The organism is Marivivens donghaensis, assembly GCF_030410045.1.
Lineage (GTDB): Bacteria > Pseudomonadota > Alphaproteobacteria > Rhodobacterales > Rhodobacteraceae > Marivivens > Marivivens donghaensis.
The window spans coordinates 473,378-489,557 of the sequence record NZ_JAUFRA010000005.1 but is presented as its reverse complement, the minus strand read 5'-3'; the positions used below and the strand labels follow the sequence as shown (position 1 = coordinate 489,557).

The window sequence follows — 16,180 nt, the reverse complement described above, 5'->3', positions numbered from 1 at the left end:
CTCACCTGAGGGAAATTCGGAGGAAATCTTCTCGCAGGTGCAGAAATAGTTCAGGAGGTGAACTTATGGAATCTGGGTTGGAGGAGGTCCTTCTCGAATCGCAGCACGCACAGGAAGGGTGCGGGCCGATTAACCTTGTGGGGTTGCGTGATTCCAAATCTCTCCGTCAGCAGGTCTTTGAACAGGTGCGGGCAAATGGGCAGGTGTCGCGGGCGATGATCGCGCGGACTTTGAACGTTTCGCCGGGGTCTGTGACCTCTATTACGGCCGAATTGATCGCCGAAGGGTATCTGCGCGAGGTTGAGGGTGCTGCACGCGAAGCGGGTCGTGGCCGTCCTCCCGTCGCATTGCAGGTGGTGCCAGAGGTGAAGCGGGTCATCGGGATTAAGATCTCTGACGAACGCCACACCGCCGTGCTGACCGATTTCGCGGGGCAGGTGGTTGCCTCTGCCGCGTTGAACATTCCGACCACGAAAAAGCCCGTCGCCACTATCCTTGATGAACTCGAAGAACTTGTGAACCGTTTGATGACCACGGCGGGCCTGCCGTTCTCGGCGGTCTCGGGAATCAGTGTTGGGATCTCTGGTGTTGTCGACCATTCCTGTGGTGTGGTCACATGGTCGCCGCTCATTGTTGAAACCGAAGTCGCGATGGAGCAAGCCATCGCGGATCGGTTCAACTGTCCCGCTCACCTCGAAAACGACGCGAATATGCTGACGCTGGCTGAACTGTGGTTCGGCGCGGGCCGTAGCCGTAAGGATTTTGCGGTTGTCACGGTCGAACATGGCGTGGGTATGGGCATGGTGATTAACAACCAGCTCTATCGCGGCACCCGTGGCATGGGCATGGAATTGGGCCATATCAAAGTGCAACTCGACGGTGCGCTCTGCCGTTGTGGGCAACGTGGATGTCTCGAAGCTTACCTTGCGGACTACGCTTTGGCGCGTGAGGCATCGACGGCCTTGGGTATTTCGCGGAACAATCCGCAGAGCTTGCCTGTCATGCTCGAAACGCTCTACGAAAAAGCGAAATCGGGCAACCGTGGTGCGCGGACGATTTTCCAGCGGGCAGGGCGCTATTTGGCGGTTGGCCTGTCTAATATCATCAACCTTTTCGATCCCGAGCTGATCATTCTGTCGGGCGAACGGATGCGGTTCGACTACCTCTACGCCGCCGAAGTGCTTGCGGAGACGCATTCCTTGACGCTCAATCAGGCGCGACCAAGAAGTAAAATTGAAATCCAGACATGGGATGACTTAGTCTGGGCCCGTGGGGCAGCAGCGCTTGCGCTGAGTGAATTGACCAATCGGGTCTTTGGAGAGACGAAGTTACCAGCATGAAATACCTAACGCTACTCGCGGTCTTTGGCGCGGCTCCGGCCTTTGCGGGTCCAGTTTTCGAAAATATGTCCCAGAATTTGCCGCCCCACGAATACAGCGGCGGCTGGGACCATTTCGTCGGCGGCGGCGTTGCGGTGATGGATTGCAATGGGGATACGCTCCCTGATGTGTTCGCCGCGGGCGGAACGGGGCCAGCATCGCTGTTCATCAACGACGGTGATTTCCAGTTCCACGCAGGTGACTTTCCCGAAATCACAGAGACCACAGGTGCCTATCCGATCGACATTGATGCGGACGGTCACATGGACCTTTTCGTCCTGCGGATCGGCGCGAATAGAGTGCTGAAGGGCGGCGCGGATTGTAGTTTTACCGATGTGACGGCGGATTATGGTGTGCCAGAGACAGATCAGTGGTCCACCTCCTTTACAGCGTGGTGGGTCGATGACGGTCTGCCTCAGATGGCGGTCGGCAACTACGTCGATCGCAGCAACCCCAAGGGGCCGTTTTTCGCCTGTGATAGCAATACGCTACTGACGCCTGAGAACGGCACATACACGGCTAGTAACCTCGAGCCCGGCTTTTGCGCACTCTCCATGCTTGCGGCGCGGGATGCATCGGGTACCCAGCGGCTCCGCATTTCGAACGACCGTCAGTATTACGTGCGCGGCGGTTACGAGCAGATGTGGGACATCGCCGAAGCACGGTTTTTAGGCGAAGAGGACGGCTGGGCGAAGGTGTCTCTCTGGGGCATGGGGATCGCCAGTCGCGACCTGAACGGTGATGGCCGCGACGAGGTCATGCTGACCTCAATGGGCGATCAGCTTCTGCAGATCGCAACGGACGAAGGCCTATATACCGCTGCGCCGTTTAACATGGGCACATCGGCGCATCGCCCATATCTCGGCGATGATGGCCGACCGTCGACAGGATGGCACGCGCAGTTTGGCGATGTGGACAACGATGGTCGCGCCGATCTGTTCATCGCGAAAGGCAATGTCGATCAGATGCCATCGAACGCGATCCATGATCCGAATAACCTTCTGATGCAGCAGCCCGATGGTCATTTTATTGAGGCAGCACTCGAGGCGGGGCTGGCCAGTGGTGAACGTGCCCGCGGTGCGGCATTGGCCGATTTCGACAATGACGGACGGCTTGATGTGCTGGTGCTGAACCGTCGTGCCCCAATGGAAATCTATCGCAACGTGACGCCAGATACTGGCGCTTGGCTCAACGTCGCGCTGGAGCAGGGCGGTGGAAACCGCAATGCAATCGGCGCGCAGATCACGGTTGAGGCAGGTACGTTTAAAGAAACCCAGCAAGTCACCATCGGCGGCGGTCACGCTGGCGGCCAGGCCGTACCGTTGCATTTCGGTCTTGGCGACGCGATTGAGGCGACGATCACAGTGGAATGGCCGAACGGGACAGTGACCACGGCCACGGCCCCTGTGAACCAAACGCTGACCCTAACCCATTAAGGGTTAGGGATCGTCAAACCGCTCGGCACCGTTTCGGGAACGCCCAAACGTCCTGTCTGCGCGGCAGTGTCGGTGAGGCTGTTCAAGAACGCGACAATCGCCGTAACCTCGTCATCCGACAGTTCAACGGGTTCAATGCTGACTGCTGCGGCGATAGCTGCCACCTCTGCGGGATCATCCATAATCCGCCAATCGGCGAACTCGGCCTCGGGCAGCACGACCTGCGAGCGGTCGTAGGATTCGAGACCCGCAACGGGATCAATGTGACCTTTGACGAATGCCGTCAGGTCCGAATACGCCCCCGCATGCCCCCAAGGCCCTGTGAGTGCTACATTGCGCAATGATGGAGTGCGGAATGCGTAAAGGTCTGCGGGATCGCCTGTCACACGGAACCGCCCTTCGTCGCGGGCATTGGTTTCAAACCGCGCACCTTTACCCGGTCCGACCTGAGGCTGCCCCATCGCGTGGAAGCTATGATCGGTCAGGAATTTTCCTGCGTGACAGGACGCACATCCAGCCTCGCCATAAAACAACTCCATCCCTAGGGCAGCGGTCTCTGGTAGCGGAGCAGTCCCGCGCAAGGCCGCATCAAAGGGCGATGTGTCCGACCGCCACTCAAACTCCATAAACGCGGCAATGGCGTTGGAAATATCGGTAAAGGCGATGTCGTCAGGCGACGAAATGTGGTCATACACCGCGCTGAATTTATCCGCGTATTCAGGAATGGCCGCAACGCGCCGCGCGATCAAATCCCACGCACCGCCTTCGCCCGTCAGCGTGCCCAGACGCACGGCCTGCGAAATCTCGTTCTCGGAATAATGGCCCGCCATTTCATCGGCGGACAAAACGGGGAACATTGTCTGCGCGGAAACGATAGAGGCAAAGCCCGCGACCATCTCGTCCTCAAGAGGGGTGCGCAGGCCAGACGGACGGTTCGGGTCGAGCTCTACCCGACCGTCATGGAACAACGCGCGGAACTCTTTGGCGCCGAGGTTAAAGAGCGGTTGCGCGTTACGGGGAATCCGTTGTTCAGGCAGGTTCGCCATGTCCAAAACGCGGTTCGGGCCGAGCCCGCGACCACCATCCCCGATGGATAGCGATAGCCCGTCGCCTGTTCCCTCGGACGGATGGTGACAGGTCGCGCAGGCGACCTCTTTGTTACCCGACAGGATGGGATCATAGAACAGCAACTGGCCCAATTCGGCCTCGTCTTGGCGCACCGGCAGGAAGTCATCATCCGTCAACGGCGCAGGTATTCCCGCCGCCTGAACCATTGGGGCTGCCAACGTCAAAACTAAGGTCAATGAACGCATTCGATCTCTCCTCTTCCCTTGGCAGTAGAGTGTCGCAAAGCCTTGGGTTTGGAAAGGAAAAGAGGGTAGATTTTTCGTATATAAACGGTGTTTTGAACAGAAAGAGGCCCCACCTGATCTCTCGGGCAGGGCCTCTTTGCAGGGAGAAGCAGTTTAGCTGTTTGTGGCGTTGCGATACCACTCCACGATCATCCGACGTTCGTCGTCTTCCATGTAGCTGACATTCGCGGGCGGCATGGCGTGAGTGACGCCGGCCTGCAGGAAAATCTGGGTCGCGGCGCGGGCAATATCATGGTCCGTTTCGAGCAGCATTCCCTTGGGCGCGTTGCGGATACCGTTATAAAACGGCTCACGCGCGTGGCACATCGAACAGCGGCCAGGGATCACCGATGCCACATCCTCGAACCCTTCGGCATTTGCGAACTTTTGTTCGGTCGGGGTCAGCGGACGCGCGTCAGATTCTTCCCATGTGTCGTAGCGCAGCGGTGCGGTCGACAGCCACGCGATCAGGATGAACAGGATCGCAGTCACGGCCCATGTCCAGCTTGGGCTGCCTTTGCGAGCGTGGCGGGTGTTGAAATAATGGCGGATTGTTACGCCCATCAGGAACACCAGCGCTGCGATGATCCAGTTGTAATCGGTGCCAAAGGCCAGCGGGTTGTGGTTCGACAACATCAAGAACACGACCGGAAGGGTCAGGTAGTTGTTGTGCGTCGACCGCAGTTTCGCGATTTTCCCGTATTTCGCATCAGGTGTGCGACCTTCTTGGAGGTCTTTTACAACGATGCGCTGGTTCGGCATGATGATGAGGAACACGTTCGCCGTCATGATCGTAGCGGTGAACGCGCCGAGGTGCAGCATGACTGCGCGACCTGTGAACACTTGATTGTAGGCCCAACCCATAACGACGAGCAGGACGAACAGCAGAACCATCAGGACGGTGGGGCGTTCGCCCAGAGGCGATTTGCAGAGGAAATCATAAACCAGCCAGCCGATGCTGAGGGAGGCCGCGGAAATCAGGATACCCTGCCACAGGGCGAGGTCAGCCTTGGCTGGATCGATGAGATATAGTTCACCACCCACCCAGTAGATGATCATCAACAGAGCCGCGCCAGAGAGCCAAGTCGTATAGCTCTCCCATTTGAACCACGTCAGATGGTCGGGCATGTTTTCAGGGGCAACGAGGTATTTCTGGATGTGGTAGAACCCACCGCCATGCACCTGCCATTCTTCGCCATGCGCGCCCACTGGAAGGTTCGGCACTTTGCGAAGACCAAGGTCCAACGCGATGAAATAAAAGGATGATCCGATCCACGCCATCGCGGTGATCACGTGAAGCCAGCGCACTGCAAAGGCGGCCCAATCCCACAATACTACAAGGTCCTGCATATTTCCCCATCTCCTGTCTTTGCGAAGAGTCTAGTCCAGTGATAGCTTTTCGAGTATTCTTGAAAATTCCAAGGCAGCTTCAAGAAATACGGAAATATCACGTGGCTTACCTCGACAATATCAGAACCTTCATTCGGGTCTATGAACTTGAAAATATGTCGGCGGCTGCACGAGATTTACGCATTTCTGCTGCGGTTGCATCATCTCGAATCTCGCAGTTAGAAGAACACCTTAACACACGGCTCTTCCAGCGCACGACCCGCAAGCTCGCTGCGACTGAACAGGGGCGGATGTTTTATGAAGGGGCCTGCCGCATCATTGAGGCCGTCGATATGGCCGAAGCCGACATTAGCACCGCGACAAGCACATTACGCGGAACGCTCTATGTCGCTGCACCGCTCGGGCTGGGTCAGCGGGTCATCGCGCCCGCGTTGCCTGATTTTCGGGCGCAAAACCCGCTTGTGGATATTCGCCTGCGTCTGTCCGACCGCAAGTTGGATATGGCCGAGGAAGGGCTTGATGTGTTGTTTTTCCTTGGCAATCCCGAGGACAGCAACCTCCGCATTCGCAAAATCACCGACTGCCAGAGGGTGCTCTGCGCGTCGCCTGATTACCTCGCGCGGCGGGGCTATCCGACATCGAGTGCGGAACTCTGCACCGATGCTCATGATTGTTTGAACCTGCGCTACCCCGGCGCGCCAGAGTTTCGCTGGCCTTTGCAAGGTCCAGAGGGTGTGCGTCGTGTCCCCGTGTCGGGGCCGTTTGAGACCGACCACGGTGACGTGCTGACCAATTGGGCCTTGGATGGGCAGGGGATCATTCTGAAATCGGTGTTCGAGATATCAGAGCACCTCGAATCTGGGCGTCTGGTGCCTGTGCTGCCAGACGAACCACCCGTGCCCATTCAGATGGGATGCCTGTTCATGCACCGCAGACGGCAAGACCCCAAGGCACGGGTTTTTATAGATTTTATGGTCAAACGGATCGACGAACAGCTATCGGTTTAGCTGCCGCGATAGGTCGAATACCCGAAGGGCGAGAGAAGCAGCGGCACGTGGTAGTGCGATGCCTCTGACATGCCGAACTGCAGCGGGATCACATCCAGAAACCGTGGGGTTTCAGGTGGGGTGCCGCAAGCATCGAGGTAGTCGCCCGCGTGGAACACCAACTCATAAACGCCCGTCGCAAATTCGGCTGCGGGCAGGATCTGTTCATCGGTGCGGCCATCCGCGTTTGTCGAGAGGCTACGGATGTGCGTGCGGGTTTCGTTTTCAATCCGATAGAGGTCAATCTTTAGACCCTGCGCAGGGCAGCCACGCGCCGTGTCCAAAACGTGAGTAGTCAAATATCCAGACATTTCAGTCTCCTTTTGCCCTTTTTTGCCGCAGTTTCAGAATGAAGCGATACCTGAGCAGCAATAAGGACTTTCAAGATTAAATTGAAACCGTTTCACTGGCTCTCAGAATACAGTGTTGCGAACTGCAGGAGAATTCAATTGCGTCGATATACTCGCAACATGCGCGGATACGGGCCGCAGGCCCCCAATGCGAACTGGCCCAACGGGGCCAAAGTGGCTGTGCAATTTGTTCTGAACTACGAAGAAGGCGGTGAGAACTGCTTGCTCCATGGGGATGCGGGCTCTGAGGGGTTCTTGTCCGATATTCCGGGTGCTGCGCCGTGGGCAGGTCAGCGTCATTGGAACATGGAGTCGATCTACGAATACGGCGCCCGCGCTGGGTTTTGGCGTCTGCATCGCTTGTTTACGGGCGCAGATATTCCCGTGACGATCTACGGCGTGGCATCTGCCTTGGCCCGCAACCCTGAACAGGTTGCCGCGATGAAGTCCGCAGGCTGGGAAATCGCGAGCCACGGGCTCAAGTGGGTTGAACACAAAGACATGCCCGAGGACGAGGAACGCGCAGCGATCGCTGAGGCCGTCCGTCTTCACACCGAGGTCGTCGGCGAACGCCCGCGCGGTTGGTACACGGGCCGTTGCTCGATGAACACCGTTGCCCTCGTCGCCGAAGAGGGTGGGTTCGACTACATCAGCGATACCTATGACGACGACCTGCCGCATTGGATGGAATGCGGCGACCGCGATCAGCTGATCATCCCCTATACGCTCGAAGCAAACGACATGCGGTTTGCGGGTGCACCGGGGTGGGTCACAGGGCAGGACTTTGGCGACTACCTGATCGATGCCTTCGATACGCTCTATGCCGAAGGCGAGGCTGGCGCGCCGAAAATGATGTCCGTCGGGCTGCATTGCCGTCTGGTTGGCCGTCCCGGTAAAATCGCGGGCCTCAAGAAATTCATCGACCATATTCAGGCACATAGCGATGTCTGGTGCCCGCGCCGCATCGAGATCGCAGAGCATTGGGCGACGCATCATCCGCACAAACGGATCGAACGACCGAGCCAGATGACCAAAGACCGTTTTGTCAGCCTTTATGGTGGCATCTTTGAACATTCCGCTTGGATTGCCGAACGTGCGTTCGAGTTGGAACTGGGCCCCGCGCATGACTGTGCTGCAGGCGTTCACAACGCGCTATGCCGTATGTTCCGTTCCGCAACCGAGGATGAACGTCTGGGCGTTCTATTGGCGCACCCTGATCTGGCTGGGAAACTGGCGGCGGCTGGTCGTCTCACCGCAGAGAGCACATCAGAACAGGCCAGCGCGGGTCTGAATATGCTCACCGATGAGGAGCGCGAAACCTTTACCGCGTTGAACACGGACTACGTCGCAAAACACGGGTTCCCCTTTATCATCGCCGTGCGCGACCACGATAAGGCATCGATCCTAGCTGCGTTCAAACGTCGGATCAACAACGACCGCGCGACCGAGTTTGCAGAGGCCTGCCGACAGGTCGAACGCATCGCAGAGTTCCGTTTGCAGGATCTCTTCGCATGACAGTTAACGTGACGCCCAAACCCCTCACCGCCGAAGCCTTTGCGCCTTATGGTGACGTGATCGAAGTTTCGGGCGCCCCTGACATGATCATCAATCAGGGCATGTGCGGGCGTCACCACGACCGCGCAAACGTCGATTTCGGCGAGGGTCGCGCGGGCATCAGCCTCTTTGACGCAAAGGCGCGTAGCCTGCCGATGACGGTCGCATTGGTTGAACGTCACCCATTGGGTAGTCAGGCCTTTGTGCCGATCTCGGGCGTTCCGATGATTGTTGTGGTTGCGGCGGCGGGCGAAACTCCTGGCCCGATTGAGGCTTTCATCAGCCAGCCGGGGCAATCGATCAACCTACATAAAAACACATGGCATGGGGTCCTCACGCCACTGGATCGCGATGGCCAATACATCGTGATCGACCGAATTGGGGACGGCAATAATCTGGTGGAACACTGGTTCAAAGAGCCAGTGATTATTGACGTCCCACAATAAACGCTCCCCGCAGAATGGGGGCGACTAACAACAGTCAAAAGGGAGTAACACTATGGCTGATACGTCACTTGGGACAGCTGCACAGCTAAAGGACCCAAATTATACACCTCCATTAGGCCAAGCGATCCCGCTCGGTATCCAACACGTTTTGGCGATGTTCGTCTCGAACGTCACCCCTGCGATCATCGTTTGTGGCGCGGCTGGTTTCGGCTTTGGGTCGAACTCGCCTGATTTCCCGCAAATGGTCTACATGATTCAGATGTCGATGTTCTTTGCGGGCATTGCGACATTGTTCCAAACCATTGGTTTCGGTCCCGTCGGCGCACGTTTGCCTATCGTTCAGGGCACATCCTTTGCTTTTATTCCGATTATGATCCCGCTCGTTGCGGGCAAGGGCGTTGATGCTATCGCTGTCCTGATGGGCGGTATTTTCGTGGGCGGTCTGTTCCACGCACTCCTCGGCACGGTCATTGGTAAGATCCGCTTTGCTCTGCCGCCGCTGGTGACTGGCCTTGTGGTTATGATGATCGGTCTCGCTCTGGTCAAAGTCGGTATCCAGTATGCGGCAGGCGGTGTTCCTGCGATTGGCACGCCTGAATATGGCTCTGGCGCGAACTGGCTGGTCGCTGGCACGGTGATCGTTGTCACGCTTGGTCTAAAGTTCTTTACCCGCGGCATGATGTCGATCTCTGCCGTTCTGATCGGTCTGATCGCTGGCTACGTTGTTGCCTATGCGATGGGCATGGTGAGCTTTGGTAACGTGGGGCGCGCTGCGACCTTCTCGCTGCCGAACCCGTTCCACTTTGGCATGGAATTCACCGCGGCGTCGATCATCGGCTTCTGCGCAATGGCGTTCGTGTCGGCTGTTGAAACCGTGGGTGACGTGTCTGGTATCACCAAAGGTGGCGCTGGCCGCGAAGCGACTGACAAAGAGATCGCAGGCGCGACCTATGCAGACGGTCTGGGCACTGCTGTGTCTGGCCTCTTTGGCGCACTGCCGAACACCTCGTTCAGCCAGAACGTTGGCCTGATCGCAATCACGGGCGTCATGAGCCGCCACGTTGTGACCCTTGGCGCTGTGTTCCTGATCATCTGTGGTCTGGTCCCCAAAGTTGGCGCGATCATCTCGACCGTTCCGATCGAAGTTCTGGGCGGCGGTGTGATCGTCATGTTCGGCATGGTCGTGGCTTCGGGTATTTCGATGCTGTCGGACGTTGAATGGAACTCCCGCAACATGGTGATCTTTGCGATCGCTCTGTCGCTGGGTCTGGGCCTCCAGCTCGAGCCTGATGCGCTGCAGTATCTGCCGGGCACGATCAAGATCTTGGCAACTTCGGGCATCCTGCCTGCGGCCCTGATCGCGATTGTTCTGAACCTCATCCTGCCTGCGCACCTCTCAGTCGAAGCGACTGATGAAGTGTCGGGTGGCATGTCGGGGTCCAAGAAGTAATCAAAAACCCTGCTCCGCAGTGGCGGGGCAGGGCATATGACAAAGCAAAAGCCCCAGAGGAAACTCTGGGGCTTTTCGTTTATCGGGCCAGTGGTGCAAAGGGCATGTGGCGGTTCACGTCCTTGTAGAGAAGGTATCGGAACGGCCCCGGTCCCCCCGCGTAACAGGCTTGCGGGCAGAACGACCGAAGCCACATGAAATCGCCAGCCTCGACCTCGACCCAATCATCGTTGAGACGGTAGACGGCTTTGCCTTCAAGCACATAAAGCCCGTGTTCCATCACATGCGTTTCCGCAAATGGGATTACGCCACCGGGTTGGAAGGTCACGATGTTCACATGCATGTCATGGCGCAGGTCGGTCGGATCAACGAACCGCGTCGTCGCCCATTTGCCATCCGTGTCGGGCATCGCATTCGGGGCCACGTCCGCTTCGTTCGTGACAAAGGCGGGCGGCATGTCCAGCCCGTCAATCGCTTGATACCGTTTGCGCAGCCAATGGAACCGTAGTGGTGCAGCTTTGGTATTGCGCAGGGACCATGTCGCATCTGGCGGGAGGAAGGCATATCCGCCCTCAGCCAACACATGGGTTTCACCGTTCAGCGTGAGCGTCATTTCACCCGCCACGACAAAGAGAACAGCCTCAACGCCCGTCTCCGTCTCTGGGCGATCCGAACCGCCGCCCTCAGCAACCTCAGCGATGTATTGCGAAAACGTCTCTGCAAATCCAGACAGCGGGCGCGCCAGAACCCAAAAACGGGACTTGTCCCAAAACGGCAGGTAGCTGGTCACGATATCGCTCATCGTGCCTTTGGGAATGACGGCATAGGCGTCTTTGAACACAGCGCGATCCGTGAGCAACTGTGTCTGCGGCGGCAGCCCGCCCGTCGGGGAGTAGTATCGAGATTTTGTCATGATAATCCGAACCTTATAGATCGACCCCACTCAACCTAACTTTGGCGCGACGCACCACAGCGATTTGACGATAAGGTTTCGTAGCTTGGGTTTGATAATCGCAATTCAGGCCGCAGCCAGTAGCCAATCTCGCAACTCAATCGCCCGCGCAGGGGCGTTTTTTCGAGCGGTGATATAGAACCCATGCGGCGCCTCAATGCTGTCGGGAAAGAGTTTGACCAGCGAACCCGATGAGATCAGCCCGCGTGTCAGCGTTTCCCATCCCAGCACCGCACCAACGCCGTCTTGGGCGGCTTGAAGCGCAATGGCGTAGTTGTTCACGTAGTGTGACGGACCCAGATCAATCGTCACCCCTAGCATTTCGAGGAAGCTCTGCCAGCCCGTCCATCGCGCATCTGACGCTGTCAGGTGGATCAAAGGCATCTTAGTCAAATCGGTCAAATTTTGGGCAGAAAAACGCGCTGCGAACTCTGGTGAGGCAAGAATAGAAATACGGTCACGGAACAAGAGGCGGCAATCGCCAGAATTCGGGGCATCCTCACCGTAGAAAATGCACAGGTCACTGGTGGGCGACGTCCCCGGCAAATCGGTGACGTTTTGCGACACGGGGATGTGTCCGCGGTGCGCCCAAAACCGTGTCAAACGCGGGGTGAGAAAGAACGCAGAGACCGCCGTCGTCGCCTCGATTGTCACCGCGTCGTCATCCGCGCGAAGCTGTAACTGTTCGATTGCGCTGGATATTTCGCTAAAACCGCGCTGGATTGCGACATAGAGAAACGCGCCTGCCTCGTTCAATTCGACACCACGGTGATAACGGTTGAATACCTGAAACCCCAGTTCGGCCTCGAGCGATTTGACCTGATGGCTGATCGCGGCGGGGGTGACGTTCAAATCATCGGCGGCCTTTTTGAAACTGGCACACCGCGCGGCAGCCTCAAAACTGGCAATCGCGGTGAGAGAGGGGAGCGAACGATAACGAGCTGGCATGGGGTAATCCTGAGGTGAACGCAAAAACCTTTATGGCTTAATTCAAGTAAGTCAATGATAGGTTTTTTGCGATTGCGAGAGACCTGCGTTTTGCGGTTCTGTATGGCTGATTCAACGAAAGACCGACCGATGCATTCGAACAGTGATGTCCTCTCTCTCCTCCTGTCCCGTAAACCGTGGCATTCGCTGCCGCAGGGGCTTTATTTGTCCCAAGCGGCCTATGACGCCGACATGCGCGACCTGTGGCACCGCGAATGGATTTTCGCGGCGAGCGCTGCGGAACTGCCTGCCGCTGGCAACTATGTGACCGTCACCTTGGGCGATGCGTCGATCATCGTGGTGCGGGGCGCTGATGGTGTCGCGCGTGCGTTCCACAACTCCTGCCGTCACCGTGGCAGCCGCATTTGTTCGGCGACCAAAGGCACCTCTGCTAAACTCGTTTGCCCCTATCACCAGTGGACCTATGACCTCGACGGATCGCTTCTCTGGGCGCGTGAAATGGGCGATGATTTTAATCCCAAAGAGCACGGCCTCGGTGTCGTTCACTGTCGCGAAGTGCAGGGGCTGATCTACATCTGCCTCGCCGCCGTTGCGCCTGACAGCGGTGACCTCGCGGATCAAGCTGCCCGTTATCTCGGCCCTCACGACGTGGCCAACCTCAAGGTCGCCTACCAGTCCACCATCGTCGAAGAGGCGAATTGGAAGCTGGTGATGGAAAACAACCGCGAGTGCTACCACTGCGCGTCGAACCACCCGTCGCTCTGTGTGACCTTCCCTGATGATCCGAACCTCGTTGGTGCGGATGATGCGACGACCAGTAACATGGGCCGCGAGCATATTGAAAAATGTGAGGCCGCGAACTTCCCTGCGCGCTATGTGATCGACCCGACCGAAACATGGCGTTTTGTCCGTATTCCGTTCCTGCGCGATACCGTCAGCTACACGATGGACGGTAAGGCTGCGGTGTCTAAACGTATTGGTACAGTGCCCTTTGATGATGCAGGCAGCTGTCTCTATTTCCACTATCCGAACTCGTGGAACCACTTCCTGTCGGATCAGGTGCTGACCTTCCGCGTCATGCCGCTCGGCCCAGATCGGACCGAAGTCACGACGACGTGGCTCGTTCACAAGGATGCGGTCGAAGGCGTGGATTACGATCTGAACCGCCTGACCGAAGTTTGGATTCACACCAACGATGAGGACCGCCAAATCGTTGAAGAAAACCAGCGTGGCGTCCAATCTCCTGGCTATAAACCCGGTCCCTACAGCAAGGCCCAAGAAGGCGGCGTGAACCAGTTCGTGGACTGGTACTGCAAGACGCTGCAAAACCACATGGTGTCGTCATGATCCCCATGCCGAACCGCGCCTCGCCCGTTTGGACCGATGCGGAATTGCTAGAGTGTGTCGCCGTTCTGCCTGAGGCACCGAACGTCAAAACCTTTAGCTTCCGCGCACCCTCTGGTGCGACATTTGTCTACAAGGCGGGGCAGTTCATTACGCTCGATCTGCCCGTGCCAGGCGGGAATGTGCAGCGGACATTTACCATGTCCTCTTCGCCCCTGTCGGCGGGCTACATCAGTGTGACGGTCAAGGTCCAAGAGGGTTCTGTCGGAAGTCGCTGGATGCACGATCATCTGACGATCGGCACACGGCTTAAGGCTTACGGTCCTGCGGGTATCTTCCACCTGCCTGACCAGCCCGATGGCAAATACCTCTACATTTCGGCGGGCTCTGGCGTGACGCCGCTCATGTCGATGGCTACGACATTGTATGAATTGGGCAACGACCCCGATATCTGCTTTATCCAATGCGCCAAACGTCCACGCGACCTGATTTTCCGGCAAAAGCTGGAACTGATGACCTCGCGGACCGCTGGTATCGACCTGCATTTTGTAGTCGGTCAAAACGACCCCTATGAGGTTTGGACGGGCTATCGCGGTCGATTTAACCAGTTGATGCTGGGCCTGATGTGTCAGGACTACCTCGAGCGCGATGTCTATTGCTGTGGCCCTGAGAGTTTTATGGACAGCGTGCGCGAGATCCTGATTTCGCTCGGCTATGATATGGATCGCTATCATCAAGAGGCGTTCTCGGCCCCTGTTGAGGATGAAAAAGACCTGCCCGAATTCAACGATGTTGAAGCCGATGCCACGGCAGCCGCAGAGGTTACTTTTGCGAAATCGGGCAAGACCGCGTTGGGCAAAGAAACGGACACCGTGCTTGCCTTGGCGCGTGCCAATGGTGTGCCGCTGCCGTCGGGCTGTAGTTTTGGTCTGTGCGGAACCTGCAAGATCAAGAAAATCTCGGGCGACGTGCATATGGTCCACAACGGCGGGATCACCGATGCCGAAGTTGACGCCGGCTACATCCTCGCCTGTTGTTCGCACCCCTTGGGCAATGTGGAGGTGGAGGCTTAATCCGCCCCCATATCCTTGGCCTTTTGGGTCGCGGCAGAAAGACCAGAGTAGAGCGCGGTGGAAAACCCACCCGCCTCTGCTGTGGTCAGACCCGCCGCCGTCGTGCCCGCATAATCGACAAAGACTTTCACCCACTCGGTCGCGTTCTGCGCTTCACCGCGCAACAATTGCGCCGCATCACAGATGGTCGCCTCGGTCGCGCGGGCGGCAATGTCGGGGCTGACGCCATTGTCCGTTAGAAATTTCATCATCGCAGCAGCCATAAGGGCAGGGTAGGCGGGACCTGATCCAGAAAGCGCGGTCATTAGATCGATATCCGTCTCTGACGCGAGTTCATCACAGGTGCCAAAGGCGGACAGAATGTCATTCGCGGTCGCTTTGTCATCTGCAGTGACCGCAGGCCCCGCGAACCACGGCGAATAGGACGTGCCGATCTCTGCGGCCGCATTCGGAATGGCGCGGATCACACGATCACCAAGTGCCGCGATGTTCACGCCTGCCATAAACGAAATCGCCAATTTTCCCTTAGCGTCAAAATTCAGTGCGGGCCAATCCTGTGGTCGTACAGATAGGATGATCGCGTCCGAGCGGTCCACCAGATCAGCTACGTCCGCCGCCCAAACCACCTGACGCCCGAAATAGTCCTCACGCGGACCGCTACGGTTTACGATCACCAAATCGTTCGGCGCATGACCACGATCTAACAGCGCCTTACCCAAAGCAGAGCCGAGCCATCCCGTGCCACCGATAATTCCGATTTTCATAGTGTTACTCCGAACCGCGAATAGAACCGCGCCACCTCGCGATCATTGGGTTTTTGGCCCGTGTAGACCTCAACATAATTGGCAACGCGGGCCAGTCGTTCGGTCAAGGGTTCTGTCGTCTGCATCGAGATATAGCCAATCTGAACAAGGTAAATCGTCCGCGCCCGCACATCGGCATCTTGGGCGTCATAGCCCCAGCCCTCAAGCATCCCGCGCAGCGCATCGAGCCGTCGATTGTCTGCAGCCTGCAGTTCGGTGAGCATCTTTGGGTCTTGGATCGCCCAGCTGCGCACCGCGTGTTCCATCCGCGCGTCAAAGGCATCTTCGCGCAGGAAGCAACTGATGACGTTGAACATCGCCTCAGTTCGGGTCTCTGCGTATTCCTTTGTGGCGGCGATCAGGGGGGTTGTTGTGCGGTCCTCCCACAATGCCCTCAGCGCTTGGAGCAGCGATCCGCGATTGTCAAAGAACCAATAAAAGCTGGTGCGCGACAATTTCAGCTGCGCCGCAAGTGGTAGGATTTTCACCGCATCGATGCCGTTTTCGATCAGGGCATCATAGGCCGCTTGCAGCCATAATTCTGGCGATCCGCGCCATCCGGTATCGATGTCTTCAGCCTGAGTCATGCGGGTAGGCTACCTGTGAATGACAGGGTGCTCAAGTAAATGTTCATAGGTGAACCTAAACTTGACAGTTATGAACATTTTCGGAATCCTTCGGCAAATCCAATTGCGGA

General features: G+C 57.4%; 15 protein-coding genes. 8 read left to right on the top strand and 7 right to left on the bottom strand.

Annotation, left to right across the window (positions count from 1 at the left end; genetic code table 11):
- Positions 1-65: 65 nt before the first annotated feature.
- Positions 66-1,340: an ROK family transcriptional regulator gene (locus QWY83_RS08055; protein ID WP_105234632.1), complete on the top strand. Its 1,275-nt coding sequence runs from the start codon at positions 66-68 to the stop codon at positions 1,338-1,340.
- Positions 1,337-2,815, top strand: coding sequence for a CRTAC1 family protein (locus QWY83_RS08050; RefSeq protein WP_249945352.1), 1,479 nt, complete (start codon positions 1,337-1,339; stop codon positions 2,813-2,815). The genes QWY83_RS08055 and QWY83_RS08050 overlap by 4 nt, the downstream gene beginning before the upstream one ends.
- Here the strand turns inward: QWY83_RS08050 and QWY83_RS08045 are convergent.
- Together QWY83_RS08045 and QWY83_RS08040 are read right to left on the bottom strand one after the other, a co-directional pair.
- Entirely contained in the window at positions 2,812-4,128 is a 1,317-nt protein-coding gene (locus QWY83_RS08045) for a cytochrome-c peroxidase (protein WP_249945353.1), read from the bottom strand. The two genes, QWY83_RS08050 and QWY83_RS08045, sit on opposite strands and share 4 nt — an antisense overlap.
- A 153-nt stretch (positions 4,129-4,281) precedes the next feature.
- Entirely contained in the window at positions 4,282-5,517 is a 1,236-nt protein-coding gene (locus QWY83_RS08040) for a urate hydroxylase PuuD (protein ID WP_249945354.1), read from the bottom strand.
- A 101-nt stretch (positions 5,518-5,618) separates the two neighbouring features.
- Between QWY83_RS08040 and QWY83_RS08035 the strand changes: the two genes are divergently transcribed.
- Complete coding sequence (locus tag QWY83_RS08035; RefSeq protein WP_249945355.1) at positions 5,619-6,524, top strand: LysR family transcriptional regulator; 906 nt, start codon at positions 5,619-5,621, stop codon at positions 6,522-6,524.
- On the opposite strand, the gene uraH is transcribed toward QWY83_RS08035, so the two are convergent.
- Entirely contained in the window at positions 6,521-6,874 is a 354-nt protein-coding gene (gene uraH, locus QWY83_RS08030; RefSeq protein WP_249945356.1) for a hydroxyisourate hydrolase, read from the bottom strand. The genes QWY83_RS08035 and uraH overlap by 4 nt on opposite strands.
- A 138-nt stretch (positions 6,875-7,012) precedes the next feature.
- On the opposite strand from uraH, the gene puuE reads away from it, so the two are divergent.
- Genes puuE through QWY83_RS08015 form a run of 3 tightly spaced genes read left to right on the top strand, consistent with a single transcriptional unit; the run spans position 7,013 to position 10,363 of the window.
- Positions 7,013-8,428, top strand: coding sequence for an allantoinase PuuE (gene puuE, locus QWY83_RS08025; RefSeq protein WP_249945357.1), 1,416 nt, complete (start codon positions 7,013-7,015; stop codon positions 8,426-8,428).
- Positions 8,425-8,913 carry an ureidoglycolate lyase gene (locus QWY83_RS08020; RefSeq protein WP_249945358.1) on the top strand — a complete coding sequence of 163 codons (489 nt, stop codon included), beginning with the start codon at positions 8,425-8,427 and terminating at the stop codon, positions 8,911-8,913. The genes puuE and QWY83_RS08020 overlap by 4 nt, the downstream gene beginning before the upstream one ends.
- 52 nt (positions 8,914-8,965) lie before the next feature.
- The gene (locus tag QWY83_RS08015) at positions 8,966-10,363 is read left to right on the top strand and encodes a uracil-xanthine permease family protein (RefSeq protein WP_249945359.1); all 1,398 of its coding nucleotides are present in this window, start codon (positions 8,966-8,968) and stop codon (positions 10,361-10,363) included.
- Between the two features lie 79 nt (positions 10,364-10,442).
- Here the strand turns inward: QWY83_RS08015 and QWY83_RS08010 are convergent, their stop codons facing one another.
- Complete coding sequence (locus tag QWY83_RS08010) at positions 10,443-11,276, bottom strand: bifunctional allantoicase/(S)-ureidoglycine aminohydrolase (RefSeq protein WP_249945360.1); 834 nt, start codon at positions 11,274-11,276, stop codon at positions 10,443-10,445.
- Positions 11,277-11,381: 105 nt separating this feature from the next.
- Entirely contained in the window at positions 11,382-12,263 is an 882-nt protein-coding gene (locus QWY83_RS08005) for a LysR family transcriptional regulator (protein WP_249945361.1), read from the bottom strand.
- Between the two features lie 129 nt (positions 12,264-12,392).
- On the opposite strand from QWY83_RS08005, the gene QWY83_RS08000 reads away from it, so the two are divergent.
- Together QWY83_RS08000 and QWY83_RS07995 are read left to right on the top strand one after the other, a co-directional pair.
- Positions 12,393-13,610: an aromatic ring-hydroxylating oxygenase subunit alpha gene (locus tag QWY83_RS08000; protein ID WP_249945743.1), complete on the top strand. Its 1,218-nt coding sequence runs from the start codon at positions 12,393-12,395 to the stop codon at positions 13,608-13,610.
- Positions 13,607-14,680, top strand: a complete 1,074-nt coding sequence (locus tag QWY83_RS07995) for an FAD-binding oxidoreductase (RefSeq protein WP_290245900.1) — start codon at positions 13,607-13,609, stop codon at positions 14,678-14,680. The genes QWY83_RS08000 and QWY83_RS07995 overlap by 4 nt, the downstream gene beginning before the upstream one ends.
- Here QWY83_RS07995 and QWY83_RS07990 read toward each other — a convergent pair.
- Both QWY83_RS07990 and QWY83_RS07985 read right to left on the bottom strand, forming a co-directional pair.
- On the bottom strand, positions 14,677-15,444 hold the full coding sequence (locus QWY83_RS07990) for a pyrroline-5-carboxylate reductase family protein (RefSeq protein WP_249945362.1): 768 nt from the start codon (positions 15,442-15,444) through the stop codon (positions 14,677-14,679). The genes QWY83_RS07995 and QWY83_RS07990 overlap by 4 nt on opposite strands.
- Positions 15,441-16,070 carry a TetR/AcrR family transcriptional regulator gene (locus QWY83_RS07985; RefSeq protein WP_249945363.1) on the bottom strand — a complete coding sequence of 210 codons (630 nt, stop codon included), beginning with the start codon at positions 16,068-16,070 and terminating at the stop codon, positions 15,441-15,443. The genes QWY83_RS07990 and QWY83_RS07985 overlap by 4 nt, the downstream gene beginning before the upstream one ends.
- Positions 16,071-16,180 lie beyond the last annotated feature (110 nt).

Bases quoted from the DNA above. Each gene is read 5' to 3' on its own strand.
- QWY83_RS08055 (WP_105234632.1), top strand. From the start codon at position 66: ATGGAATCTGGGTTGGAGGAGGTCCTTCTCGAATCGCAGCACGCACAG.
- QWY83_RS08050 (WP_249945352.1), top strand. From the start codon at position 1,337: ATGAAATACCTAACGCTACTCGCGGTCTTTGGCGCGGCTCCGGCCTTT.
- QWY83_RS08045 (WP_249945353.1), bottom strand. From the start codon at position 4,128: ATGCGTTCATTGACCTTAGTTTTGACGTTGGCAGCCCCAATGGTTCAG.
- QWY83_RS08040 (WP_249945354.1), bottom strand. From the start codon at position 5,517: ATGCAGGACCTTGTAGTATTGTGGGATTGGGCCGCCTTTGCAGTGCGC.
- uraH (WP_249945356.1), bottom strand. From the start codon at position 6,874: ATGTCTGGATATTTGACTACTCACGTTTTGGACACGGCGCGTGGCTGC.
- QWY83_RS08020 (WP_249945358.1), top strand. From the start codon at position 8,425: ATGACAGTTAACGTGACGCCCAAACCCCTCACCGCCGAAGCCTTTGCG.
- QWY83_RS08015 (WP_249945359.1), top strand. From the start codon at position 8,966: ATGGCTGATACGTCACTTGGGACAGCTGCACAGCTAAAGGACCCAAAT.
- QWY83_RS08010 (WP_249945360.1), bottom strand. From the start codon at position 11,276: ATGACAAAATCTCGATACTACTCCCCGACGGGCGGGCTGCCGCCGCAG.
- QWY83_RS08005 (WP_249945361.1), bottom strand. From the start codon at position 12,263: ATGCCAGCTCGTTATCGTTCGCTCCCCTCTCTCACCGCGATTGCCAGT.
- QWY83_RS08000 (WP_249945743.1), top strand. From the start codon at position 12,393: ATGCATTCGAACAGTGATGTCCTCTCTCTCCTCCTGTCCCGTAAACCG.
- QWY83_RS07995 (WP_290245900.1), top strand. From the start codon at position 13,607: ATGATCCCCATGCCGAACCGCGCCTCGCCCGTTTGGACCGATGCGGAA.
- QWY83_RS07990 (WP_249945362.1), bottom strand. From the start codon at position 15,444: ATGAAAATCGGAATTATCGGTGGCACGGGATGGCTCGGCTCTGCTTTG.
- QWY83_RS07985 (WP_249945363.1), bottom strand. From the start codon at position 16,070: ATGACTCAGGCTGAAGACATCGATACCGGATGGCGCGGATCGCCAGAA.